This is a genomic window from [Bacillus] enclensis, assembly GCF_001456935.1.
Classification (GTDB): Bacteria; Bacillota; Bacilli; order Bacillales; family Bacillaceae_B; genus Rossellomorea; species Rossellomorea enclensis.
In genome coordinates this window covers 1,273,634-1,299,523 of the sequence record NZ_KQ758482.1, presented here as the reverse complement: position 1 = coordinate 1,299,523, position 25,890 = coordinate 1,273,634, and the positions used below count along the sequence as shown (strand labels likewise).

The 25,890-nt window shown below is 46.0% G+C and carries 22 protein-coding genes and 1 other annotated feature; of the genes, 20 read left to right on the top strand and 2 right to left on the bottom strand.

Annotation, left to right across the window (positions count from 1 at the left end):
* The first annotated feature begins 302 nt into the window (after positions 1-302).
* From lonB to AS034_RS06505, 9 genes are all read left to right on the top strand, one after another.
* Entirely contained in the window at positions 303-1,967 is a 1,665-nt protein-coding gene (gene lonB / locus AS034_RS06540) for an ATP-dependent protease LonB (protein ID WP_058297912.1), read from the top strand.
* Between the two features lie 134 nt (positions 1,968-2,101).
* Positions 2,102-4,426 carry an endopeptidase La gene (gene lon / locus AS034_RS06535; protein ID WP_032087434.1) on the top strand — a complete coding sequence of 775 codons (2,325 nt, stop codon included), beginning with the start codon at positions 2,102-2,104 and terminating at the stop codon, positions 4,424-4,426.
* The gene (gene yihA / locus AS034_RS06530) at positions 4,423-5,007 is read left to right on the top strand and encodes a ribosome biogenesis GTP-binding protein YihA/YsxC (protein ID WP_058297911.1); all 585 of its coding nucleotides are present in this window, start codon (positions 4,423-4,425) and stop codon (positions 5,005-5,007) included. The genes lon and yihA overlap by 4 nt, the downstream gene beginning before the upstream one ends.
* 293 nt (positions 5,008-5,300) lie before the next feature.
* Positions 5,301-6,077 (top strand): transporter substrate-binding domain-containing protein, encoded by a 777-nt coding sequence (locus AS034_RS06525; RefSeq protein WP_032087436.1) that lies wholly within the window; start codon positions 5,301-5,303, stop codon positions 6,075-6,077.
* 102 nt (positions 6,078-6,179) lie between these two features.
* Positions 6,180-6,827, top strand: coding sequence for an amino acid ABC transporter permease (locus AS034_RS06520; protein WP_032087437.1), 648 nt, complete (start codon positions 6,180-6,182; stop codon positions 6,825-6,827).
* A gap of 21 nt (positions 6,828-6,848) precedes the next feature.
* On the top strand, positions 6,849-7,583 hold the full coding sequence (locus AS034_RS06515) for an amino acid ABC transporter ATP-binding protein (protein WP_058297910.1): 735 nt from the start codon (positions 6,849-6,851) through the stop codon (positions 7,581-7,583).
* A 154-nt stretch (positions 7,584-7,737) separates the two neighbouring features.
* On the top strand, positions 7,738-8,265 hold the full coding sequence (locus AS034_RS23400) for a DMT family transporter (protein ID WP_336433364.1): 528 nt from the start codon (positions 7,738-7,740) through the stop codon (positions 8,263-8,265).
* Between the two features lie 3 nt (positions 8,266-8,268).
* Entirely contained in the window at positions 8,269-8,661 is a 393-nt protein-coding gene (locus tag AS034_RS23395) for a DMT family transporter (RefSeq protein WP_336433363.1), read from the top strand.
* Between the two features lie 67 nt (positions 8,662-8,728).
* Positions 8,729-9,286: a cysteine dioxygenase gene (locus tag AS034_RS06505; protein WP_058297909.1), complete on the top strand. Its 558-nt coding sequence runs from the start codon at positions 8,729-8,731 to the stop codon at positions 9,284-9,286.
* Between the two features lie 33 nt (positions 9,287-9,319).
* Here AS034_RS06505 and AS034_RS06500 read toward each other — a convergent pair whose 3' ends face one another.
* Positions 9,320-9,805, bottom strand: coding sequence for a LiaI-LiaF-like domain-containing protein (locus AS034_RS06500; protein WP_032087441.1), 486 nt, complete (start codon positions 9,803-9,805; stop codon positions 9,320-9,322).
* A 390-nt stretch (positions 9,806-10,195) separates the two neighbouring features.
* Here AS034_RS06500 and hemA point away from each other — a divergent pair, with 390 nt between their 5' ends.
* The 8 genes from hemA to ysxE all read left to right on the top strand — a co-directional run bounded on the left by hemA (position 10,196) and on the right by ysxE (position 19,295).
* Positions 10,196-11,548: a glutamyl-tRNA reductase gene (gene hemA, locus AS034_RS06495; protein ID WP_032087472.1), complete on the top strand. Its 1,353-nt coding sequence runs from the start codon at positions 10,196-10,198 to the stop codon at positions 11,546-11,548.
* Positions 11,549-11,563: 15 nt separating this feature from the next.
* Positions 11,564-12,397, top strand: a complete 834-nt coding sequence (locus tag AS034_RS06490; protein ID WP_032087442.1) for a cytochrome c biogenesis protein — start codon at positions 11,564-11,566, stop codon at positions 12,395-12,397.
* Between the two features lie 17 nt (positions 12,398-12,414).
* Complete coding sequence (gene hemC, locus AS034_RS06485; protein WP_058297908.1) at positions 12,415-13,347, top strand: hydroxymethylbilane synthase; 933 nt, start codon at positions 12,415-12,417, stop codon at positions 13,345-13,347.
* Entirely contained in the window at positions 13,347-14,138 is a 792-nt protein-coding gene (locus AS034_RS06480) for a uroporphyrinogen-III synthase (RefSeq protein WP_058297907.1), read from the top strand. Before hemC ends, AS034_RS06480 begins: the two co-directional genes overlap by 1 nt.
* Before the next feature lie 20 nt (positions 14,139-14,158).
* Positions 14,159-15,133, top strand: coding sequence for a porphobilinogen synthase (hemB, locus tag AS034_RS06475; RefSeq protein ID WP_058297906.1), 975 nt, complete (start codon positions 14,159-14,161; stop codon positions 15,131-15,133).
* Between the two features lie 45 nt (positions 15,134-15,178).
* A complete protein-coding gene (hemL, locus tag AS034_RS06470; RefSeq protein ID WP_058297905.1) occupies positions 15,179-16,471 on the top strand; it encodes a glutamate-1-semialdehyde 2,1-aminomutase in 1,293 nt (430 codons plus the stop codon).
* A gap of 392 nt (positions 16,472-16,863) precedes the next feature.
* A complete protein-coding gene (gene spoVID, locus AS034_RS06460) occupies positions 16,864-18,114 on the top strand; it encodes a stage VI sporulation protein D (protein WP_058297903.1) in 1,251 nt (416 codons plus the stop codon).
* 143 nt (positions 18,115-18,257) lie between these two features.
* On the top strand, positions 18,258-19,295 hold the full coding sequence (gene ysxE, locus AS034_RS06455) for a spore coat protein YsxE (RefSeq protein WP_058297902.1): 1,038 nt from the start codon (positions 18,258-18,260) through the stop codon (positions 19,293-19,295).
* A gap of 36 nt (positions 19,296-19,331) precedes the next feature.
* Here ysxE and AS034_RS06450 read toward each other — a convergent pair whose 3' ends face one another.
* A complete protein-coding gene (locus AS034_RS06450) occupies positions 19,332-19,520 on the bottom strand; it encodes a hypothetical protein (RefSeq protein WP_032087449.1) in 189 nt (62 codons plus the stop codon).
* 162 nt (positions 19,521-19,682) lie between these two features.
* Positions 19,683-19,910, top strand: a binding site (T-box leader).
* Positions 19,911-19,980: 70 nt separating this feature from the next.
* Between AS034_RS06450 and AS034_RS06445 the strand changes: the two genes are divergently transcribed.
* The 3 genes from AS034_RS06445 (at position 19,981) to AS034_RS06435 (ending at position 25,854) form a co-directional block, all read left to right on the top strand.
* Positions 19,981-22,632 (top strand): valine--tRNA ligase, encoded by a 2,652-nt coding sequence (locus tag AS034_RS06445; protein ID WP_058297901.1) that lies wholly within the window; start codon positions 19,981-19,983, stop codon positions 22,630-22,632.
* Between the two features lie 102 nt (positions 22,633-22,734).
* Positions 22,735-24,051, top strand: a complete 1,317-nt coding sequence (locus AS034_RS06440) for a bifunctional folylpolyglutamate synthase/dihydrofolate synthase (protein ID WP_058297900.1) — start codon at positions 22,735-22,737, stop codon at positions 24,049-24,051.
* 90 nt (positions 24,052-24,141) lie between these two features.
* Positions 24,142-25,854: a sensor domain-containing diguanylate cyclase gene (locus tag AS034_RS06435; RefSeq protein ID WP_082641636.1), complete on the top strand. Its 1,713-nt coding sequence runs from the start codon at positions 24,142-24,144 to the stop codon at positions 25,852-25,854.
* Positions 25,855-25,890: the final 36 nt, after the last annotated feature.

The window sequence follows — 25,890 nt, the reverse complement described above, 5'->3', positions numbered from 1 at the left end:
ATAAGAATAACAAAAATAAATATTTAAGATGGATGCAAAAATAACAGTACAGAGTGGATTGAAGCGGAAGGTGCTCGACTCCTGCGGTATATGCGGGACAGGTGAGACACCGCAGGAGCGCAGCGACGAGGAGGCTCACCGCCCGCCCCGCGGAAAGCGAGCACCTGCAGCGGAAATCCACGGGCTATATAGATTCTAAACTGAATTTGCCCCGTCCTAAAGGCCGAAATTTTTTTGTTTATTCCCACAACCTCAAGGAGATACTAACCCGTAACAACTTGTATCTACTTGGAGGGAGACGAATGAGCTTTACTAGCATCGCTTTATTTATCCAATTATTCTTCGGAATCATCATTGGATTGTACTTCTGGAACCTTCTCAAAAATCAACGCAATCAAAAAGTGACCATCGACCGCGAATCAAAAAAGGAAATGGAAGAACTGCGAAAGATGAGATCCATCTCGTTGACAGAACCTCTCGCTGAAAAAGTAAGGCCGACGAGCTTCGATGATATCATCGGACAGGAAGATGGAATCAAAGCATTGAAGGCTGCCCTGTGCAGTCCGAATCCCCAACATGTAATCATCTATGGGCCTCCCGGTGTGGGTAAAACGGCTGCTGCTCGCCTTGTACTGGAAGAAGCCAAAAAGAACTTCAAGTCCCCATTCAAATCAAGCGCCGTCTTTGTGGAATTGGATGCGACTACTGCCCGATTCGATGAAAGAGGCATAGCCGATCCATTAATCGGTTCTGTCCATGATCCCATTTATCAAGGTGCAGGAGCCATGGGCCAGGCAGGTATTCCGCAGCCGAAACAGGGAGCCGTGACAAATGCGCACGGGGGCGTATTATTTATTGATGAAATAGGGGAATTACACCCAATTCAGATGAATAAACTATTAAAAGTTCTCGAAGACCGTAAAGTTTTCCTTGAAAGTGCTTATTACAATGAAGAAAATCATCAAATTCCGACTCACATACATGATATTTTCAAAAATGGCCTTCCCGCGGATTTCCGTTTGATCGGAGCCACCACCCGGACACCAAATGAAATACCGCCTGCCATCCGTTCCCGCTGCATGGAAGTGTTCTTCAGGGAGCTAGAGCAGGATGAAGTAAAGAAGGTTGCAGCCCGCGCTGTAGATAAGATCAAGATGAAGATCAGTGAAAAGGGGCTCAATACTCTTGCATCTTATTCCCGGAATGGACGGGAGGCAGTGAACATGGTGCAGATCGCTGCTGGTGTAGCAATCAATGAAAACAGAATTGAAATTTTTGATCATGAGCTGGAGTGGATCATTCAGTCAAGTCAGCTGACGCCGCGCTATGAAAAGAAAATCAGTGAAGAAGCAACGATAGGGGTTGTGAACGGCCTTGCTGTGACAGGCCCGAATACGGGATCGCTTCTTGAGATCGAAGTAACCGTCATCCCTGCACAGGATAAAGGAACTATCAATGTAACGGGCATCGTAGAGGAAGAAAGCATCGGCGACCGCAGTAAGTCGATCCGCCGCAAAAGTATGGCCAAGGGATCGATTGAAAATGTCATCACGGTCCTTCGCTCAATGGGCGTGCCGGCAGATCAATATGATATTCATGTCAACTTCCCGGGCGGGATCCCGGTTGACGGACCTTCCGCCGGAATTGCAATGGCACTCGGCATTTATTCTGCAATATACAGGATACCGGTCAAACATAACCTGGCATTAACCGGGGAAATCAGCATCCATGGATTCGTGAAACCTGTCGGCGGCGTATTTCCGAAAGTGAAAGCTGCTAAGCTTGCAGGTGCCGAAATGGCTATCATCCCTCACGAAAATCAGCAGTCCATGATAGATGAGATTGAAGGGATTGAAGTAATTCCTGTCAAACATCTGAAGGAAGTCCTCGATTTGGCATTGGTCAAAGACCAGATGAGCACATCTGATACAGCGATTTTGAACGAACCGAATAAAAAAAGCGTTTAAATCATGGCCGATTCGGGTCCATCCGAATCGGTTTGTTATTGAGTATCGCTTGGAACATCTATTTAATAGACACTACCTAGTAAATAAGTTAGAATTGTACAAAGGCTAAGAGCCTAATTTTGGAGGTGTTAGATTTGGCAAAGCAGAATAAAATAACGGTTCCCCTCCTTCCATTAAGAGGCTTACTCGTATTTCCTACTATGGTCTTGCATTTAGATGTAGGCCGTGAGCGCTCCGTACAGGCTTTGGAAAAAGCCATGATGGATAACCATTTAATTTTCTTAACAACACAAAAAGATATGAATATAGATGAGCCTGAACAAGAAGATTTTTATGAAATGGGGACACTGACCAAAGTAAAGCAGATGCTGAAATTGCCTAATGGGACGATCCGCGTCCTTGTGGAGGGATTGAATCGTGCATCGATCACTGCCTTTACGAAAGAAGAAGACTTTTATGAGGTGGAAGTGGAAGAACTCCATGATCCAATCGAAAAGGAATCAGAAACAGATGCACTGATGAGAACACTATTGAACTATTTTGAGCAATACATAAAGCTTTCCAAGAAAGTATCAGCAGAAACATATTCCACCGTCTCCGATATTGATGAACCTGGAAGGCTTGCCGATATCGTCGCTTCCCATCTTCCGTTGAAGATGAAGGAAAAGCAGGCCGTCCTGGAAATACTCGATATCAAGAAGCGTCTTCAAATGGTGATTGAAACCATTAATAATGAAAAAGAAGTCCTGAGTCTGGAAAAGAAGATCGGTCAGCGGGTTAAGCGTTCGATGGAACGGACGCAGAAAGAATATTATCTCCGCGAACAGATGAAGGCAATCCAGAAAGAGCTCGGGGATAAAGAGGGAAAGACCGGTGAAGTCGAAGACCTTACTTCCAAGATCGAACAGGCAAATATGCCTGAAGAAGTGGAACAGACCGCTTTGAAAGAACTGGCACGGTATGAAAAGGTCCCTTCAAGTTCTGCGGAAAGCTCCGTTATCAGAAATTACATCGAGTGGCTCGTTTCCCTTCCGTGGTCCACGGAGACCAAAGACCAGCTCGACATCAAGCGTTCAGAAATGATTCTGAACCGCGATCATTACGGTCTTGAGAAAGTAAAAGAGAGAGTATTGGAATATCTGGCTGTCCAGCAGCTGACGAAATCATTAAAAGGCCCGATCCTTTGTCTTGCAGGACCTCCTGGAGTGGGGAAAACAAGTCTTGCACGTTCTGTCGCTGAATCTCTCGGACGTAACTTTGTCCGCGTTTCGCTCGGGGGGGTAAGGGATGAGTCTGAAATCAGGGGTCATCGCCGTACCTATGTAGGTGCGATGCCGGGCCGTATCATCCAGGGGATGAAAAAAGCCGGGACAGTGAATCCGGTCTTCCTTCTTGATGAAATCGATAAGATGTCCAGTGATTTCAGGGGAGATCCTTCTTCAGCGATGCTCGAGGTGCTCGATCCGGAACAGAACGCCAATTTCAGTGACCACTACATCGAAGAGACATATGATCTGTCGAAGGTGATGTTCCTGGCAACGGCAAATGATCTGTCCACGATACCAGGGCCGCTCAGGGACCGTATGGAAATCATCACGATTGCAGGCTATACAGAGCTTGAGAAGATGAATATCGCGAAGCATCATCTATTGACAAAGCAGATCAAGGAACATGGACTGACTAAGAATCAACTTCAGGTCAGGGATGAAGCGATCGTTGATATCGTCCGTTATTATACACGTGAAGCGGGTGTCAGGAGCCTTGAGCGTCAGCTTGCTTCGCTGTGCAGGAAAACGGCGAAGATCATCGTATCGGGTGAAAAGAAGCGCGTCGTGATCACAAGCGGGAACATCGAAGACTTCCTCGGCAAGAAAAAATTCCGGTATGGACAGGCTGAAGTTGAAAACCAGATCGGTGTTTCAACCGGTCTTGCTTACACATCGGTCGGCGGTGATACACTCCAGATTGAAGTGTCACTCGCTCCAGGTAAAGGAAAGCTTGTGCTGACAGGGAAGCTTGGGGATGTCATGAAGGAATCGGCACAGACTGCCTTCAGTTATGTCCGTTCCAAGGCGAAGGATCTCGGAATCGATGAAGAATTCCATGAAAAATGGGATATTCACATCCACGTCCCTGAAGGAGCCGTGCCAAAAGACGGACCTTCTGCAGGCATCACCATCACCACCGCCCTTGTATCCGCCTTGACAGGTAAGTTCGTCAACAGGGAAGTGGGGATGACAGGTGAAATCACTCTCCGCGGAAGGGTCCTTCCAATCGGAGGTTTGAAAGAAAAATCATTAAGCGCCCATCGTGCTGGAATCAAAACGATCATCCTGCCGAAGGATAACGAGAAAGACATCGAGGATATCCCCGAAAGTGTACGGGAAGATTTAACTTTCATTCTTGTATCCCACATTGATGAGGTCTTAGAGAAAGCATTAGTAGGTGAAAAGAAGTGAAAGTACATCAAGTTGAATTAGTAATCAGTGCCGTCAGGCCTGAACAGTATCCTGAAGGGGACCTGCCGGAGTTTGCACTCGCCGGAAGGTCCAATGTAGGGAAGTCGTCCTTCATCAATAAGATGATCGGCCGCAACAGCATGGCCAGGATTTCATCCAAGCCTGGTAAGACCCAGACGCTTAACTTTTATAAAATCGAGGAAACACTTTATTATGTGGATGTGCCGGGATATGGATATGCGAAAGTATCCAAGAAGGAACGTGAAGCATGGGGAAAGATGATTGAAACATATATCACATCGCGCGACCAGCTGAGAGCCGTCATACTGATCGTGGATCTCCGTCATCCTCCGTCAAATGATGACGTGATGATGTATGACTTTCTCAAGCATTACGGCATTCCCTGCATCATCATTGCAACGAAAGCCGATAAGATACCAAAAAGCAAATGGCAAAAGCATCTTAAAGTCACCAGGGAATCCCTGAACCTGGCAGAAGGGGACGAACTGATCATGTTCTCCTCCGAAACAGGCCTTGGCAAAGATAAAGCCTGGGACGCCATTAAATCGTTTTACAAATAAACCTGAATGATAAAAAAGAACTGCTTCGTTAGTAAAAGACTAACTATTGAAGCAGTTCTTTTTTCATGTAATTTCCCATATGGAGGAGTAATTGCCTAATGACAGCAAGCAATATCAAGGATATGAAAGGGATATGCCGTATACTTGTTTAATTCTGAGCTCAGTTCATGTCACCTTTAATTATGCTTTAATTTACATAATTATAACTATATTTGAATTTTGAGAATTTTCTCTTTTATTGATACAATTATGAAAGATATACAGAAATACATACTAAAGGGGGACTTCGAAGAGTGAAGAAATTGACAGGTATACTGGTATTGGCATTGGTACTTATTCTTTCCGCATGCGGAGGGAAGGCGACAACCGAAAGCGGAGCGAAACTTGTAGAGGAAGGAAAGCTGGTGTATGCAGCCTCCGGAGAGTTCAAACCGTTCAGTGTTACCGAGGGTGACGGGACGATGTCAGGATTCGATATCGACGTTGCTGAAGCGGTGGCAAAGGAACTGGGACTTGAGCCCGAACAAAAGAAATTCAAGTTTGCAGGTATCGTTGAAGGAGTCAAATCCGGACGCTTCGATGTTGCGGTAGCAAGTCATACGATAACGGAAGATAGACTGAAAGAAGTGAACTTCTCGACTCCATATTATTATTCCGGCCCGCAGATCTTTGTCCGTCCAGACAGTTCCGTGCAGACGCTATCTGACTTGGAAGGAAAGGAAATCGCGGTATCCAAGGGATCTACTTATGCAGACACCGCTAAGGAAGTGACAGACAACATCCAGCAGTACGACAGTGATGTCGTCGCACTTGAAGCATTGAATAAAGGGAAGCATGACGCTGTCATCACTGACTTTGCCACAGGTAAAGAAGCGATTTCTTCAGGCCTGAAACTTGAAGCACGTGAATTAATCGGAAGCAGTAAACAGGCGATCGCTGTCAGCAAGGACAATGAAGCACTGCTTGAAGAGATCAACAAAGCACTTGAAAAGCTGAGAGAAGATGGAACGCTTAAAAAAATCAGTGAAAAGTACTTCAATACAGACATCACAACAGATCCGGAAGAGTAAGCGCAGCATGATGGAAAGCGAATGTGCTTCGTGTGCACATTCGCTTTTTTTATCGGATGATATCCGGGCAGTATGAGCAATTAATTGAATGGAGGAACATTCATGCATTTTCTTGAAACGTTTGCAGATACATATGACATCTTTTTAAAAGGGATGCTGCTGACATTCCAATTGACGGTCGTATCCGTATTGATCGCGATTGTCATCGGACTATTTTTTGCATTTTTAAAGATTTCAAAAGTGAAGCCGCTTGAGCTTCTGGCTGATTTATATATCTTTGTTGTCAGGGGAACACCGCTGATCGTCCAGATTTTTATTTTCTACTTTGGACTGACCGCCCTGAATATTTCCGGCTTCTGGTCCGTCGTCCTGGGTCTTGCCTTTCATAACGGGGCTTATATCGCGGAGATTTTCAGGGGGGCCATCCAATCCATCGACCGCGGTCAGATGGAAGCGGGCCGCTCTCTCGGGATGAGCAATGGACTGACGATGAGAAGGATCATCCTTCCCCAGGCATTCAGAAGGGCACTTCCGCCGCTCGGGAATCAGTTTATTATCGCGCTGAAGGATTCATCTCTTGCTTCCTTCATCGGAATGTTTGAGCTCTTCAGTGTCGCAACGACATTGGGTTCAAATAACTTCGATTACATGACGTACCTGCTGATTGTTGCAGTCTACTACCTCGTGCTTGTCCTAGTATTCTCAACGATTGTGAACATCATCGAAAAACGTATGTCAGTCAGTGACTAAATCGATTCTGGAGGGATGAATATGAGTCAGGAAATGATCAAGGTTGAAAAGTTGAATAAATCCTTCGGCGATTTACATGTACTGAAGGATATCGATATGAGTGTGAGGGAAAGTGAAGTGGTCTGCTTGATCGGGGCCAGCGGATCAGGGAAAAGTACATTGCTCCGCTGCCTGAATTTTCTCGAGCTGAAAGACAACGGCAAGGTGGTTTTTGAAGGGGAGGAAGTCAATCAGGATACAAATGACCTGAATAAAATCCGCCAAAAGGTTGGGATGGTATTCCAGCACTTTTACCTGTTCCCGCATATGACCGTTCTTGAGAATGTAATGGAGGCTCCGGTTCACGTAAAACGGGTACCGAAAGCAGAAGCAAGGAAGAATGCAAAGGAACTGCTGAAAAAAGTCGGACTGGCTGAAAAGGAAGATGTCTATCCTTCAAAGCTGTCTGGAGGTCAGAAACAGCGTGTCGCCATCGCAAGGGCACTTGCCATGAAACCGGATATCATGCTGTTTGATGAACCCACATCCGCTCTCGACCCCGAGCTTGTAGGGGAAGTGCTTGCCACTATGAAGGAGCTGGCACTCGAAGGGATGACGATGGTCGTGGTCACCCACGAAATGGGCTTCGCCCGCGAAGTCGCCGACCGCGTCGTCTATATGCACGACGGAAAAATCGTAGAAGAAGGATATCCAAAAGAAATGTTCACGAGTCCTAAACAGCAAAGAACCAAGGAGTTCCTGGATTCTGTCTTATAAGTTTTAAGTGAAGCGCCTCAATTCCATTGAGGCGCTTTTACTATATTTGCATGAAGGGCAGGCTTCATTCTTCCATCCTTGCTTTCGTCATCTATCATGTTCTGCCTGGACATGCATATTATGGTAGAAAGCACAGAAAGGAATACATGGATATATGAGCAAGAATAAGGCAACCGTGGCGGCTTCGATATACGCTGCCATGTCCATCAGTTTTTGGGGAATCTCATTTGTATCTACCAAGGCGGTGGTTGATAAGATCGACCCCTATACGCTTCTCGTACTCAGGTTTGCAATTGGTGCACTGTTTCTTTTGACAATACTGGTGGTAAAACGATACCCGCTTACATTACCCCTCCGCTATGCGCCCCAGCTGATTGTTCTTGCTGTACTAGGAGTATTCGTTCATCAGGTCATTCAAGCAACCGCTTTGATCACCATTGATGCATCTGCGGCAGGCTGGATGATATCCTTCTCACCTGTTTTCACGGTCATTCTTTCCGTGATTTTTTTACATGAAAAAATGACTCCCTTCCGCACCGCAGGCATGATCCTGGCCATTGCCGGAGTGTTGATGGTGACGGGTGCCGGCAGCGGGAAGGGTGTTAATTTCTCGATAAGCATCGGGTATGTCTTGATGCTTCTCAGTACGTTGAATTGGGCGGTATATTCCGTTTTGCTGTAAAGGTTGAGTATTCCTCTCCCTTCTCTTCTCGTAACCTTTTATATGAGCATGACAGGGTGTTTCCTGACCCTTCCGTTCATGATCAGGAACAGGGGATGGGAAAACCTGACGCTATTGTCTCAGGTAGAATGGGCTCATATCTTGTTTCTCGGCGTATTTGTCTCAGGCATCGGATATTGGTATTGGGGGAAGGCGCTTGAAATGATGGATGCTTCCAAGGTGTCAATGTTCCTTTACCTTGAACCTCTGGTAACGCTCATTGCAGCTATCATCCTTCTTCATGAGAAGATTATGTTTGCCAGTATTCTGGGAGGGGTCATCATCATCCTCGGTATAACCATGGTGAATGGACAAACAGTGTCACTTTTTCAACGATTTCTATGGAAAAGAAAATAAGTGAAGAAAAGCAAGGCTTGAGGGCGGAGTGTCGCCCTTTAAAAACAAATGGAAAGGGAGAATGTTCATGACATTTTATGAGCGGATCAAGAAAATATTGGACGGACTATCATCTCCATCTGCACAAGAGTTGAGGAATGCATTGGAAACACTGGAAATAGAATATGAGGAGCTGGTACCCTTCCTCCAGACTCCGGAGGGCCAGCCTTATTACCGCAGACTTTTATATCAAAATGACCAGGTGGAACTTCTCGTCATGAATTGGTCTGATATAGAATGTGCACCTCATGACCATGGACTTTCAAAAGGATGGATTCAAATGATGGAGGGTAATTCGATGAACACGGTCTATAAAGTGGAAGATGGCCAACTGCCTAAACAATTGTTTGATAAAATCCATCATAAGGGAGCGTTTTTCTTTGCTCCGAAGTATGGGGTTCACAAAATGAAGAGGGAAGGAGCTGATTCTCTTGTCACCCTTCATTTGTATTCTCCCCCAATACAGGGGATGAAGGTATATGATTTAAAGAAATGCGCTGCATGTATTGTATCAGAAGACTGCGGAGCATGGTGGCCTGATCATCAAAGGCAGAAACTTAAGGAAATAACCTTTGAGCAGGACTGAGGCGACAATGATGACCGTCGCCTCAGTTCTGCTCTATTTTTTTCTTATGAATAACAGATAAGCGCCGATGAGGATGATGACGATCGGCCAGAATTCCCACGCGGATCCGACCCTTCCTTCAATCAAACCGAGATACCCCGTCACTTTATCAGAGAATAATAGAATGACAGCCAAAGAGAGAAAGAGAATCCCTTGAAACAGTCCATTCCCCGTTTTCTGATGCCGGAGCAGGAATCCCAATGAAATGATCAGGATGAAAGTCCCCATATGATCCGGCCATATCTCAAACTTGTTGACAACATGAAAATGCACCCCGAACCCGACAAGGATCGTGCCCGGCAGGATCGCTTCATAATCGCGTGCACCATATCCCTGTGCCAGGAAAGCGACACCGACGATCACGAGCAGCGTGGGCCATGTGAAGAAATCCTGGAATAATACGATGTTCTTCTGCTGCAGATAGAAATAAAGCCCGAAACCAATCAATATGAATCCCGGAAAAATTCGTTGCTGTTTCATGACCGACCTCCAGAAATAAGTTGTAAATTGCAATGAAGTAAGTAAATCATAATCCGCTGATTTGAGAGTGAGTAAATAGGTTTATTTTCGCAGTAATTAGGAAAAATGATATAAAGCGTATGTAAATCCGATGTATTGGTGTGAATCGTTTCCATTACTTGATTCTTTCAGCTTGTTTTGATAACCTACATTAGTAGGAAATGTCGAAAATTGAAAGAAATGAAACGGTTTACATTGATGTTCTGTTTATTGATCAACACAATCGTTGATTTTTATATGGTACATCATATCACAGCCAGGTTTCAATTTCTGTTCACATTTACGGACAAAGGACTCAGACGGACATGTTATAATAAGGGTAATGATTTTATTGGGGGTGTAATGCGTAGCATGTATACAATTGTCGTTGGTTTGAATTATAAAACGGCCCCTGTTGAGATACGCGAACGTTTATCATTCAATGAAACTGATCTTCCATTTGCCATGAGGCAATTAAAGGAAAAGAAAAGCATTCTTGAGAATGTGATTGTTTCCACTTGTAATAGAACGGAAGTATATGCAGTAGTCGATCAGCTTCACACAGGTCGTTATTATATAAAAGATTTTTTAGCACAATGGTTTGATATTGATAAAGAGGAGTTCACCCCGTACTTGTTCATCTATGAACAGGAAGGAGCGGTCGAACACCTTTTTAAAGTGTCCTGCGGTCTTAATTCAATGGTCCTTGGTGAAACGCAGATACTGGGCCAGATCCGTACAAGCTTCTTGACTGCACAGGAGGCGGGGACAACCGGGACGGTGTTCAATCACTTGTTCAAGCAGGCTGTGACAGTGGCGAAAAAAGCCCACTCTGAAACGGAAATCGGCTCGAATGCCGTATCCGTCAGCTATGCAGCGGTCGAGCTTGCCAAAAAGGTATTCGGCAGCCTTGAAAAGAAACATGTCCTCATCCTAGGGGCAGGAAAGATGGGGGAACTTGCCATCAAGAATCTTCATGGCAGCGGTGCTACGAAGGTTACGGTCATCAATCGTACATTCGAAAAAGCCGAGGCGCTTGCCGGACGTTTCGAAGGTAAAGCGAAGACCCTGCAGGAACTTAACTGTGCACTGACCGAAGCAGATATCCTGATCAGTTCCACCGGGGCGAAGGACTTTGTCATTTCCAAAGAAACGATGTCTTACGTGGAGCGCATGAGAAAAGGACGTCCGCTTTTCATGGTGGATATCGCTGTTCCGCGTGACCTGGATCCATCCATAGGTGAACTGGAAAGTGTCTTCCTTTATGACATCGATGACCTTGAAGGTATCGTCGAAGCCAATCTGGCTGAACGCAGAAAAGCAGCTGAGCAGATTGAATTGATGATCGAAGCTGAAATTGTCGCGTTCAAAGACTGGTTGAATATGCTCGGAGTGGTACCAGTCATCTCGGCACTCAGACAAAAAGCACTTTCGATCCAGTCGGAAACTATGGAAAGCATCGAACGTAAAATGCCGAACCTGACCGACCGGGAGAGGAAAGTCCTCAGCAAACATACAAAGAGCATCATCAATCAATTGCTGAAAGACCCGATTTCACAAGCAAAAGAACTTGCTGCCCTGCCTGATGCAGAAGATAAACTGGACTTATTCGTTTCAATCTTCAACATTGAAAAACAAGTGCAGGAACAGACACAACTGAAAGCAGCCAATGAAAAGAGTGACGGCAAAACGAACTTCACTCCACAACCTTCTTTTCATGCATAAGTGAGGTTATTGTCTATGTTTGAACAAACGATGACTAGGCTGCACGAACTGATGATTGTTCTGTATGCTATTAGTATCCTGTTTTACTTTATAGATTTCTTAAACAAAAACCGGAAGGCAAACCTCTTTGCCTTCTGGTTACTTGCAATTGTTTGGGTCCTTCAAACAATTTTTTTATTTCTGTACATGATCGATACCGGGAGATTTCCCGTCCTCACCATTTTTGAGGGGCTTTATTTTTATGCCTGGGTATTGATTACACTGTCATTGGTGATCAACCGGCTGCTGCGGGTTGATTTCACCGTGTTTTTCACAAATGTACTGGGGTTCATCATCATGGCCATCCACACGTTCGCGCCCGTTCAGGTAGAATCGCGTGCGATGGCGGAGCAGCTGGTTTCTGAACTGCTCCTGATCCATATTACGATGGCCATCCTTTCGTACGGGGCGTTTTCACTGTCCTTTGTGTTCTCACTCCTCTACTTATTGCAGTTCAAGCTGCTGAAAGAAAAAAAGTGGGGACAGAGATTATGGAGGATCAGCGATTTGTCAAAACTTGAAAAGATGTCGTATATCTTGAATGCGATCGGCGTTGCGATGCTCCTGCTCAGTCTGATACTTGGTATGCAGTGGGCATTTATTAAATTACCAAACTTCATTTTGTATGACCCGAAAATTATAGGATCATTCATTCTATTAATTTTATACAGCATTTACTTATATCTCAGAATCAAGAAGAACGTATTCGGTAAATCACTGGCGATGTTGAATGCCGCTGCTTTCTTGATCATCTTGATCAATTTCTTCTTGGGAAGCCGGCTTTCATCCTTCCATTTCTGGTATTCATAAGCTTTCAGGAGGTAATCATGAGAAAAATCATTGTAGGATCCAGACGAAGTAAATTAGCACTCACACAAACGAATTGGGTGATCGATCAGCTGAAGGCAATCGATCCCTCTTATGATTTCGAGGTAAAAGAAATCGTGACAAAAGGCGACCAAATCCTTGACGTCACACTTTCTAAAGTCGGCGGGAAAGGTCTTTTCGTTAAAGAAATCGAACAGGCGATGCTCGATAAAGAAATCGATATGGCCGTGCACAGCATGAAGGATATGCCCGCTGTACTGCCTGAAGGGCTGACGATCGGATGTATACCAGAGCGTGAAGATCACCGTGATGCGTTCATCAGTAAAAATCATGTGGCACTGAAGGATCTTCCTTCAGGGGCTGTCGTCGGGACGAGCAGTCTGCGAAGAGGGGCACAGATCCTGTCCGTGCGTCCGGATCTTGAAATCAAATGGATCCGCGGTAATATCGATACACGTCTTTCAAAGCTTCAGAACGAAGACTATGATGCCATCATCCTCGCTGCGGCAGGGCTTTCCCGCATGGGCTGGACAAGCGATGTCGTGACCGAATTCCTCGATCCCGACCTCTGCCTGCCGGCTGTCGGCCAGGGGGCACTTTCGATTGAGTGCCGAGAAGATGATAGAGAACTGATGGATCTCCTGCACCGCTTCTCTGACGAAGAGACAACGAAGACAGTGACTGCAGAAAGAGCATTCCTTCATAAAATGGAAGGCGGATGCCAGGTGCCGATTGCCGGGTACGCTGAGTTGAAAGAGAGTGGTGAAGTCGCGCTGACAGGTCTTGTGGCATCCCCGGACGGCGGGACGATCTACAAAGAATACATGACAGGCCCAGACCCTCAAACGGTCGGTGAGAAAGTCGCTGAAAGCTTGACGGAGCTTGGTGCCAAAGCACTGATTGACAGCGTGAAAGAGGAGCTTGACAAATAATGAACGGTGAAAAGCCTTTAGAGGGAATAAAGGTGCTTATCACCAGGGGAAGAGAGGGAGCCGGGGATTTCGGCTCCCTTATTGAAGGATACGGGGGACTTCCGGTTGTGATCCCGCTCCTGGAATTTAAACCGTATGATGATCCACGAAAGGATTCATACCTGTCTTCCATACATAATTACGAATGGATCGTCTTCACAAGTAAAAATGGAGCGGACTTTTTTATCGACCGTCTTAAGGAGAACGATATACCCTTATCCTCGCTTTCTGCCAAGTTTGCAGCAGTAGGGACCAAAACGGAAAGGTACTGTGAAAAACGGGAGCTCCCTGTATCATTTGTACCGGATGACTTTACAGGGGATGACTTTGCACGCCAGTTCCTTTCTGAAAAAGAACCAGCGGGAAAAGTGCTTGTTCCGAAAGGGAATCTCGCCAGGGACGTCATTGCCAAAGAATTGAACGGCGCGGGGGTTCACTGTGATGAGTGGATTGTTTATGAAACGATCCTCCCGGAGGAGAGCATTGAAAAGTTGAAAAACGTCATAGAAGAAAGAAACGTTGACATCCTTACCTTTACCAGTTCTTCGACCGTCCATCACTTCATGAAGGTGATCGATACATATTCTCTCCAGAGCGCGGTCCTGAATCTTCCAGCTGCGTGTATCGGTCCGTTGACCAGAAAGACGGCTGAAAAGTACGGATTACATGTAAAAATCTGTCCAAACACGTATACTGTAGATGAAATGGTATCAGAAATGATACAGTATGCTGCAGCCAGCGATCAATTATGATTACACCGGAGGTTTTATAAATGAAAGATCTGACATTCAATCGTCATCGACGTTTAAGACAATCAGAAAATATGCGTGCGTTAGTAAGGGAAACGCATCTTAGAAAAGAAGATTTGATTTATCCTTTATTCGTTGTTGAAGGGGAAAATATCCGGAAAGCTGTTCCTTCCATGCCGGGTGTGTTCCATATTTCCATGGACAACCTGAAGGCAGAAATGGATGAGATTGCTTCACTCGGCATCAAATCAATCATCTTGTTCGGTGTCCCTGCCGAAAAAGATGAGCTCGGGAAACAGGCTTATCATGAACATGGAATCGTGCAGAGGGCTACCCGTTTCGTGAAAGAGCTCTACCCGGAGATGGTCGTCGTAGCGGATACCTGCCTTTGCCAGTACACGAGCCACGGTCACTGTGGAATTGTGAAGGATGGAAAAATCCTGAATGACCCGACTCTAGACCTTCTTGCAAAAACAGCCGTAAGCCAGGCGGAAGCTGGAGCGGATATCATCGCACCTTCCAATATGATGGACGGATTCGTCGCAGCCATCCGCCACGGTCTGGATGAAGCAGGATTTACGGATGTACCGATCATGTCGTACGCAGTGAAGTACTCTTCAAGCTTTTACGGACCCTTCCGTGATGCAGCTCATTCGACTCCTCAATTCGGGGACAGAAGGACGTATCAAATGGATCCGGCAAACCGTCTGGAAGCATTGCGAGAAGCCCAGTCCGATATTGAAGAAGGAGCGGACTTCCTGATCGTCAAACCGGCTCTCTCCTACATGGATATCATGAGGGAAGTAAAGGACCGTTTCAACGCACCTGTTGTTGCCTATAATGTAAGTGGAGAATACAGTATGGTCAAAGCCGCAGCAGAAAACGGCTGGATCAATGAGCAGGAAATCGTGATGGAAAAGCTGACAAGCATGAAGCGTGCAGGCGCAGACCTGATCATTACGTATTTTGCAAAAGACGTGGCAGGCTGGCTGTCGTAAGAAAAAGTTCAACATCCCCATATTTTCTAAAGGAGGAGAATGGTCTTGCGTTCATACGAAAAATCACAAGAAGCGTTCAAAGTAGCAAAGAAGTTAATGCCGGGCGGCGTAAACAGCCCAGTCCGCGCGTTCAAATCGGTCAATATGGATCCCATTTTCATGGAAAGGGGCAAAGGCTCCAAGATCTATGACATCGACGGTAATGAGTATATCGACTATGTCCTGTCATGGGGGCCGCTTATCCTTGGTCACAGCAATGACCGTGTAGTGGAAGCAATCAAAAAGGTGGCTGAAAGCGGGACAAGCTTCGGAGCACCGACAGAAATTGAAAATAAACTGGCTCAACTGGTGATCGACCGTGTACCGAGCATTGAAATTGTCCGCATGGTATCTTCTGGGACGGAAGCGACAATGAGTGCCCTCCGTCTTGCACGCGGGTATACCGGACGCAACAAAATCATCAAGTTCGAAGGCTGCTACCATGGACACGGGGATTCCCTCTTGATTAAAGCGGGATCGGGAGTGGCGACACTCGGACTGCCCGACAGCCCGGGAGTGCCTGAAGGAGTCGCAAAAAATACGATCACCGTCCCATACAACGACCTTGAAAGCATCCGTTATGCATTCGAACAATATGGCGATGATATTGCCGGTGTGATCGTTGAACCGGTTGCAGGGAATATGGGAGTCGTCCCTCCTCAACCGGGATTCCTTGAATGTCTTCGTGAAATCACCGAACAAAACGGTTCCCTGCTGATTTTCGATGAAGTCATGACAGGATTCCGCGTAGGATACGGTTGTGCGCAAGGATATTTCAATGTGACTCCTGACCTGACCTGCCTGGGGAAAGTGATTGGCGGAGGCTTGCCTGTAGGGGCTTACGGCGGTAAAGCCGAGATTATGGAAAGGATCGCTCCGAGCGGCCCGATCTATCAGGCGGGAACCCTGTCAGGTAATCCGCTGGCAATGACGGCCGGTTATGAGACACTCAGCCAATTGACGCCTGAGAGCTATGAAGAATTCGGCCGCAAAGCCGACCTTCTTGAGGATGGCTTGAAGAGAGCCGCAGAGAAACACGGCATCCCTCATACCATTAACCGTGCAGGCTCCATGGTCGGACTTTTCTTCACGAACGAAGAAGTCAAGAATTACGAAGGGGCAAAATCCTCTGACTTAGAAATGTTCGCTCAGTATTACCGCGAGATGGCAAACGAAGGAGTATTCCTGCCGCCTTCCCAATTCGAAGGACTATTCCTATCCACTGCCCACAGCGACGAAGACATCACCAACACAATCAAAGCAGCAGAAAAAGCATTTGAGAAGATCAGTAAAAAATAACAAAAGAGAAAGCCGGCCTTTTATAAGAAGGTCGGCTTTTTTTAATAAAATTCAAAGACGGGAAGTTTTGAAGTGAGGCAGTTAGGAAAAATACGGAAAAGGTCGAGGCTTTGTACAAAGAGAATCCAGCTATTGATTGGAGTGCAAGACGAAGACTCGTGCGGGAAAAGCGAAGCTGGGGAGACCCCGCAGGCGAAGCCGAGGAGGCTCCCCGCTCGCCCGCGGAAAGCGAAGTCTTGCACGGAAATCAAAAGCGGTATTCGAAGGCCACTAAAGGATCTCAATTTTTTAAAACTTCTGCATCTCTATCATATTTCTCCTTTACGTTTCATAAAGTGATAATGACATTGTCATATATTTCTTAGGTTTGGAACTTGAAAGGAGGAATTTCTTTGTCACAAGATCAACAATCGTGCCTGCGATTTTCTTTGGAAGAATCAATTTGGTTCAAAAAAGGACAGGAAGTTGAAGAACTGCTATCCATCTCCTTAGATCCACATATAACGATACAAGAACAAGAACAATATGTACTCATCCGGGGGACCCTGGATCTTTCAGGTGAATATCTGCCTACAACACTGCGGGATGAAGAAGGTGTAGACGAATTTGAAGCGAGCGGTAAATTCGTTCAGATCGTTGAAAAAAGGGAAAAAGGGGAGAATGAGTTTGTCCACCGATTCCCGGTCGATGTCACCATCCCTAAAAACAGAATTGCCAATTTAGGGGAAATTGATGTGTTCGTCGAGTCATTCGACTACGTTGTGCCTGAAAATGCCTGCTTGAAATTGAATGCCGATTTGACCATTACCGGAATATACGGAGAGCAGCAGACCCATACACCTCTTGAAGTGGAATACAAGGAGGAGGAACTTTACGCCCCGCTCCATCGTTCAACGGCTTTTGCAGATGCTCCTGCAGAGGAAGCTGAAGCTGAAGCGGAAAGCCCCCAATACTATGACCGGGATAATGATGAATCATATGATCAGTTAGAGGTACATGTCTCATATGGGGAAGATGCCGATCAAGACGACCATGGCTATGAAAACACTGAAGTTGAATCAGCAGATGACATCAGTAAATCCCCTGAAGATGATTATCAGCCGTTCACCCTTGAAGGGAGAACACCGCCTGCTGAGGAAGAAGACGAGATTCCTGTCCATATCCAGTACGATTCCCACTCTGCACAGGAAGAGAGCTACTTCAGGAAGGAGAATGTGTTTGAACTTCCAGAACATGAATTGAGTGAATCCTCTCAGGAGCAGGAAGTCCCTCAGCCACAGCCTGCCAGTGAACAAATGAATATGCAGAAGCAGGAGCCTGTTCAAAAAGTGGAAGAGGAAGAAGAATCCTCTTCGATGGAAGAAGAAGTGGAGGAAGAGCCGACTGCGAAGAAGAAAAAAGTCAAAGGAAAGAAATATGAATCGATTTCATTGACTGATTTCTTCGCCCGCAAAGAAGAGGAACGTGCCGCGATGCTTAGGGTGTGCATAGTACAAGAAGGGGAAACGCTCGACCAGATCGCAGAAAAATATGATTTGACCATTGCCCAGCTGCTGCGGGTCAATCATCTGGAAGCGAACCAGGATGTTTACAGCGGCCAGGTTCTTTACATCCCGAATGAAGATCCGGTGTTCAAGGCATAACAGAAGAGCAGAACGATAAAATACGGCGTTGTATCAGGACTGACACCAATTTACTGGGGGCAGTCCGTTTTTTTCTTTAGGCATTGCGGGTGGAATGGACATACAAAATTAAAGGGGTCCATATAAAGGAGGTGCAAAAAATCATGCAGACGATCGACCATTTAAAACCTGTTCTTCAGCCTTACGGGGTAGAACCTTTTTTCGTTGAAGACACGGGGAAAGTCAGCAAAGTGTACTCAAATAAGGGAACGCTCGCTGTAAAGCATATCTCCGCCCAGACGGGGGTGGACTTCGTCCGGAACGTCCAAACCCTTTTCCAGCGGGGGTATAACCGGATTGTTCCCATCTATCCGACCATGGATGGACGTTATGCAGTCTGGCACGACGGTGAACTGTACTATGTAATGCCCTGGCTGAATAATCAGGATAAGGAAGACCGGTTTGAAAGGCATCAAAAGCTCTTCCGCGAACTTGCCAGGCTCCATACGATTTCTTCACAAGATGTCAAAATCAATAAAGAAGAAAGGGAAACTCACTACGAACAGCTTACTGCCAGGTGGGAAAAGGAGCAGCAGTTCCTCGATGAATACGTGGAAGAATGTGAAAAAACAACGTATATGTCGCCGTTTCAATACCATTTTTGTATGTATTATAAGGATGCATCACAAGCATTGAAATTTTCACGGAATAAACTCGACGAATGGTATGAAAGCACAAAAGATCTTGAAAAAGTGAGGACAGTCATCATCCATGGCAAACTATCTACGGAGCATTTCCTCTATGATGACAGGGGTCTTGGGTATTTCAATAACTTCGAAGGGTCAAAGGTGGCCTCTCCTTTTCATGATCTGCTTCCATTCCTGTCAAGAACCTTGAAGACCTACCCTAAGTATTTTGATGAGTGTGTGGAGTGGCTGGAAACGTATTTTCAGCATTTTACTGCCCGTACAGAAGAAAAGCTGCTGTTCATGTGTTACTTAGCCTATCCCAGCTCATTGATCGCGATGGCTGAAAAATATTTTCACACGCCAAAAGCAAAAAGGAACGAGCGTAAAGCGGTGAGGAAATTGCAGCGTCACTACTGGCTGTTGAAAAATACCGAATATGTGGTCATGCGACTCGACGAAATCGAACGCAAGAAAAAAGAAGAAGCGGAAGCCGCGGCAGAGGCCGAGACATAAAAAAAAGGACTGGCGAACGCCATGTTTCGTCAGTCCTTAAATCCAATCATAGTAAATGGCAAGGCCGATTCCGATAAACAGGGTCAATAAAAGGACATCGAAAGTGGTCGGAAGCAGAATCGTGCGGATTGCTTGAAAGATGGTAAAAGGAACGATGAACTGCTTACAGATCAGCCGCGCGTTGCCCATCCACTTCTGCAGGGTATATTGATTGAATTTCTTCATGGTTGTCACTCACTCTCCTGGGTGTATTCACTACTTTATCTTATGATTTTTGTCTGGAAGGGTGCGAAAAGCATTTTAAGGAGAATATTTTTTGTGAAAATGGGCGATAATGATTGACGAAAGTTCAATGAATCCTATACTATAATGATTACATAAATATTTTTAAAAGCGTTGAACAGGAAGAGTACATTGACCCCCGCTTTCAGAGAGGAAAATCGTTTGCTGAGAGATTTTCCAAGCGAAGACGATGGAAGGTCGCCTGCAGAGCTGTTTCCATGAAAACAGTAGTGGAAACCGGTTAAAAGCCGTTATCGTTCATTGAGAGTTCAGGAGACAGTATGACTTCTGAGAAAAAAGGTGGTACCGCGAAACGAATCCTTCGTCCTTTTACAGGGCGAAGGATTTTTTGTGTTCAAAAAAATGCTTTTAAATGACCTACAAGCTAAAAGGAGGATATACAATGGAAAATCAAGATCAATTGTCGATGTCGACGAAATATGATCCCAACGCCATTGAGCAGGGAAGATACAAGTGGTGGCTGGATGGGAAGTTTTTTGAAGCGAAAAGTGAAAAGGAAAAGGAACCGTACTCAATCGTCATCCCTCCGCCGAACGTAACAGGGAAGCTCCATCTCGGCCATGCCTGGGACACGACACTTCAAGATATCCTGACAAGAATGAAGCGCATGCAGGGCTACGATGTCCTATGGCTTCCGGGAATGGACCATGCAGGGATCGCTACACAGGCAAAGGTGGATGAAAAGCTTCGCAGCCAGGGTATTTCACGTCATGACCTTGGCCGTGAGAAGTTCGTTGAAGAAACATGGAGTTGGAAAGAAGAGTACGCGGAGCACATCCGAAAGCAATGGTCGAAAATCGGCCTGGGGCTTGATTACAGCCGCGAACGTTTTACGCTGGATGAAGGCTTATCTGATGCCGTTCAAAAGGTATTCATCGACCTTTATAACAAAGGTTTGATTTACCGCGGTGAATACATCATTAACTGGGATCCCGCGACGAAGACCGCTTTATCCGATATCGAGGTTATCCACCAGGATGTACAGGGTGCGTTCTATCATATGAAGTATCCATTATCGGATGGAAGCGGACATATTGAAATCGCGACAACACGTCCTGAAACGATGCTCGGTGATACGGCTGTTGCCGTCCATCCGGAAGACGACCGCTACAAGCATCTGATTGGTAAAACGGTCATCCTCCCAATCGTCGGACGCGAAATCCCGATTGTCGGGGACGATTATGTGGATATGGAATTCGGTTCAGGGGCGGTTAAAATCACGCCTGCCCACGATCCAAATGACTTCGAAATCGGAAACCGCCACAATCTTGAACGCATCCTTGTGATGAATGAAGACGGCAGCATGAATGAAAAGGCAGACAAATACAACGGCATGGACCGTTTTGATTGCCGCAAACAGATCGTCAAAGACCTTCAGGAATCTGGCGTACTGTTCAAAATTGAAGAGCATATGCACTCAGTAGGACACTCCGAGCGAAGCGGAGCGGTAGTTGAGCCGTATCTATCGACTCAATGGTTCGTCAAGATGGATCCACTCGCTCAGGAAGCAGTCAAGCTGCAGGATAAAGAAGGGGAAAAAGTGAATTTTGTACCCGACCGTTTCGAGACTTCATATATGCGCTGGATGGAAAATACCCGCGATTGGTGTATTTCCCGTCAATTATGGTGGGGGCACAGAATCCCGGCATGGTATCACAAGGAAACCGGTGAAGTATATGTAGGAAACGAAGCACCGGCAGACAGTGAAAACTGGACCCAGGAAGACGACGTCCTCGATACCTGGTTCAGTTCAGCACTGTGGCCGTTCTCAACAATGGGCTGGCCGGATACGGAAGCGGAAGACTTCAAAAGATATTATCCGACGAACACGCTCGTAACAGGCTACGATATCATCGGGTTCTGGGTATCGCGCATGATTTTCCAAGGACTTGAGTTCACCGGTGAACGTCCATTCAAAGATGTCCTCATCCACGGTCTTGTCCGTGCAGAGGACGGACGAAAGATGAGTAAATCGCTCGGCAATGGAGTCGATCCGATGGATGTCATCGAGAAATATGGTGCTGATTCACTTCGTTACTTCTTATCCACAGGCAGTTCACCTGGTCAAGATCTGCGTTTCTCATTCGAGAAAGTGGAATCCGTTTGGAATTTTGCCAATAAAATCTGGAATGCATCCCGTTTTGCACTGATGAATATGGATGGCATGACCTATGAAGAAATCGATCTCAGCGGTGAAAAATCCGTTGCCGACAAATGGATCCTTACACGCCTGAACGAAACGATCGAGAGTGTAACCCGCCTTGCCGACCGCTATGAATTCGGCGAAGTCGGAAGAATCCTTTACAACTTCATCTGGGATGATTTCTGTGACTGGTATATCGAAATGGCAAAGCTTCCTTTATACGGGGAAGACGAAGCGGCGAAGAAAACAACACGCTCCATCCTGGCGTACGTTCTCGACAACACAATGCGACTTCTGCATCCGTTCATGCCGTTTATTACCGAGGAAATATGGCAGAACCTGCCGCATAAAGGCGAATCGATCACAGTTGCAGCCTGGCCGGAAGTAAACAAGGACCTGACGGATGCCGGTGCAGCAGAAGAGATGAAGCTCCTTGTGGAAATCATCCGTGCCGTCCGGAATGTACGTGCCGAAGTGAACACGCCGATGAGCAAGCAGATCAAGCTGATCCTGAAAGCGAAGGATGAGAAGATCCTGAACATCCTGGATAAGAATAAAGGATACATCGAGCGTTTCTGTAACCCTGAGCAATTGGATATGGGCACGGATATCACTCCGCCGGAAAAAGCGATGACCGCGGTTGCGACCGGAGTGGAATTATTCCTTCCGCTTCAAGGTCTCATCAACATCGATGAAGAAATCGCCCGCCTTGAAAAAGAACTTGAGAAATGGACAAAAGAAGTGTCACGTGTCCAAGGCAAGCTGAATAACGAAAAATTTGTCAGCAAAGCCCCTCAAAAAGTAGTTGACGAAGAGAAAGCCAAAGAAAAAGATTACCTCGAAAAACAGGCAACAGTCAAAGCAAGAATCGAGGAATTGAAAACCGTATAAATTTTGAAAATGGCTTGGGAGCAGAAGTCTAATTGTACAGGGAAGCACCCCTAAAGCAGCTAGGCTTCCCCCGGCCTTTTTTTGATGGGAGTGAAATCACATATGTATACATATGAGGAAGCGGTCGGGTGGATTCATGCAAGATTGAGACTCGGGATAAAGCCCGGTCTTCAACGAATGCACCACTTATTAAAAGAACTTGGGAATCCTCATGAGAAATTAAAGAGCGTCCATATCGGAGGGACGAACGGGAAGGGATCGACAGTCACCTATCTTCGGAATATTCTTCAGGATGCAGGTTATACAGTCGGAACGTTCACATCCCCTTATTTTGAACGGTTCAATGAGCGTATCTCTGTAAACGGGATTCCCATTCCTGACGAAGAGCTCGTAACGCTTGTGTCCCTCGTCAAACCGATTGCAGAAGGAATGGCTGACAGTGAGTGGGGTGAACCATCCGAATTTGAAGTCATCACGGCGATGAGTATGGTTTATTTTGCGGAAACGATCAAACCCGATATCGTTTTATTTGAGGTAGGGCTTGGAGGCAGGCTCGATTCAACGAACGTGATCACACCGCTCGTTTCAGTGATCACGAGTATCGGAATGGATCATATGAACTTCCTAGGCGATACGATCGAAGAAATATCATCCGAAAAAGCAGGCATCATCAAAGACGGAGTTCCCGTCGTTTCCGGAGTAACGCAGGATGCTGCAAGAAAGGTCATTGCAGACGCTGCAAAGGAAAAAGGGAGCGGTATCTATCAATTGGGAGAAGACTTTCACACAGAGAGGGCACTTGCTGCAGGCAGGGGAGAAAGATTTCATTTTATTTCATCCGGGGAAAGCAGTGATTTAGAAATTTCGATGATGGGGGCCCATCAGGTGCAAAATGCTGCAATCGCTGTAAAGACGGCCGCAATATTGCAGTCACAGGGTGAAATCACCGTGCCAGATGCCGCTCTTCGTAATGGTCTGAAGAAAGCATACTGGCCGGGCAGGATGGAAGTCGTAAGTGACAAGCCGGCTGTGATCCTGGACGGGGCGCATAATCCTGAAGGGATAAAGGCGCTTGCCGCAACGATTTCAGAGCGCTATTCCCAGAAGAATGTGACCATCCTCTTTTCAGCTCTGAAGGATAAAGAATTAAACCACATGATCAGTCTGCTTGAAGAAGCAGCTTCGGAAATATGTTTCACCACTTTTTCGTTTCCGCGTGTGGCCGGTGCGGATGAACTTTTCGATATATCGGATCATCCCCGAAAGAAGAAAGCGGGGGACTGGCAGCAATATTTAGATGAAAAGCTGCCCGTCATGGATGATGGGGAAGTACTGTTCATTACGGGCTCACTCTACTTTTTATCAGAAGTAAAACCTGTACTTCTTCAAAAGTTAGAAAATTCTAGAAAAAACAAGTGACTTTATTCTTTTACTCTGATAAAATATTCTTAAACTTGTGACTATTTGACTATAAAATGACATGATATAAGAAAATGGAGGAGGATAGGAATGCAGTTGTCACTAAAAAAGAAACTTGTGCTGCTTTTTGCATGGCTGGCAATCGTGCCTGCAGGATTGTATTATACATATCAATTCTATCCTCCTCAAAATGTTGACGGAAACGGCTGGGAACTGTTCACGCTGGTGCTGTTCGCCACATTCATTCCGCTCATGCCGATCGTCATCAATGGTTCGACCATCTTCTTCATTCAATGGGTCACTCTCGTTGGTTTTTTGAAGTATGGATTATTCGTGGAGATCATACTGATGCAGTTCTCTATCATCCCTTTGCTTTTCCGCATCAGGATGGCCAAGAATGATTGGCACAGGATCCCTTTGAATTCCCTGATGTTTTTCATCGTGTCCGTTTCAAGCGGCATGATCTACTTCCTCCTTGGGGGAGAAGTCGGGGCGGGAACGATCGCTGATATATTGCCTGCGGCATTGTCCTACCAGATTGCATCAATCATGATCAACCAGTTTGTCCTCCTGGCGTATCAGCATTATATTGTTGGAAGTGATATCAGATTCTACAGCAAAGATTTCGTATGGGATTTCATAGCGAATATGATCATGTTTCCTATGTCCCTGTCCCTGTATTTCCTCACGTTCCAAATCGGTCCATTCGCTTCGCTTCTGATCGGTATTCCATTCATCAGTTTATCAATGATCCTGAAAATGTATAATTCCTCGGAAAAAATTAATGAATATCTTCAAAAAGCCGGGGAAATCGGCCACCAGCTGACCGAAAGCCTCAAAGCGGATGAAGTTCTCGATATCTTTTTGAAAAAAATCATCGAAACACTGCCTGTGGAATATGCTTACATCCTGGATTGTAAAGATGATGAGCTCATCCTTTTAAAAAGGGTTGAAACGCAAGGGAGAAATGCCCACAGGTTCCCGGTCCTGAAAAAGGGATCAGGCATCAGCGGCATGGTGTGGGAATCCGGCAGGTCGGTCATCTATGATTCAAAATCCGAATGGAACAATATGGTGGACGGCTATATGCCCCCGGATGTGGAAAGCGTCTTGTGCGTACCGATTGTAAGAAGCCATAAAGTAGAAGGAATCCTGCTCCTGGGGTCTTCGAAAAAACGCGCATATGAGAAATTCCAATTGATGATTGTAGAAATCCTGTGCTCCTATTTTGGTGTCGCCATACAAAATGCAAGAAATCATGAACAAACGAAACAGAACAGTGAAAGATGTGCGCTTACCAATTTATATAATTATCGTTACTTTGAAGATATGCTTTCAGTCGAGTTCAATCAACTGGAAGCAGGCGGCAGGACTTCCTTATCCCTAATCATGCTCGATCTGGACCACTTTAAAGTCATCAATGATAACTACGGTCATCAGAGTGGTAACGAAATCCTGATCGAACTTGCCTCCCGCTTATGCAAGCTGATCGGCAAGAAAGGCACCGTAGCCCGGTACGGCGGAGAAGAATTTGTCATCCTCCTTCCGGATACTGAAAGGGCAGAAGCACTCAGGCTGGCAGAACGGGTGCGGAAGACAATTGCAAACAGGCCATTCGTCCTCCATGATTCACTCCAGGCTTCGAACAGAAAATTATTGGTCAGGATCACCGCAAGCATAGGGGTGGCGACTGCACCCGATGATGCCGACGATACAATGACCTTGATCCGGCACGCCGACCGGGCGCTCTATACCGGGGCCAAGCAGGCGGGGCGGAATCGTGTGGCGGAATATGTGAAGTAAGGCACCTTCCTTTTCTGGGAGGTGTTTTTTTGACGG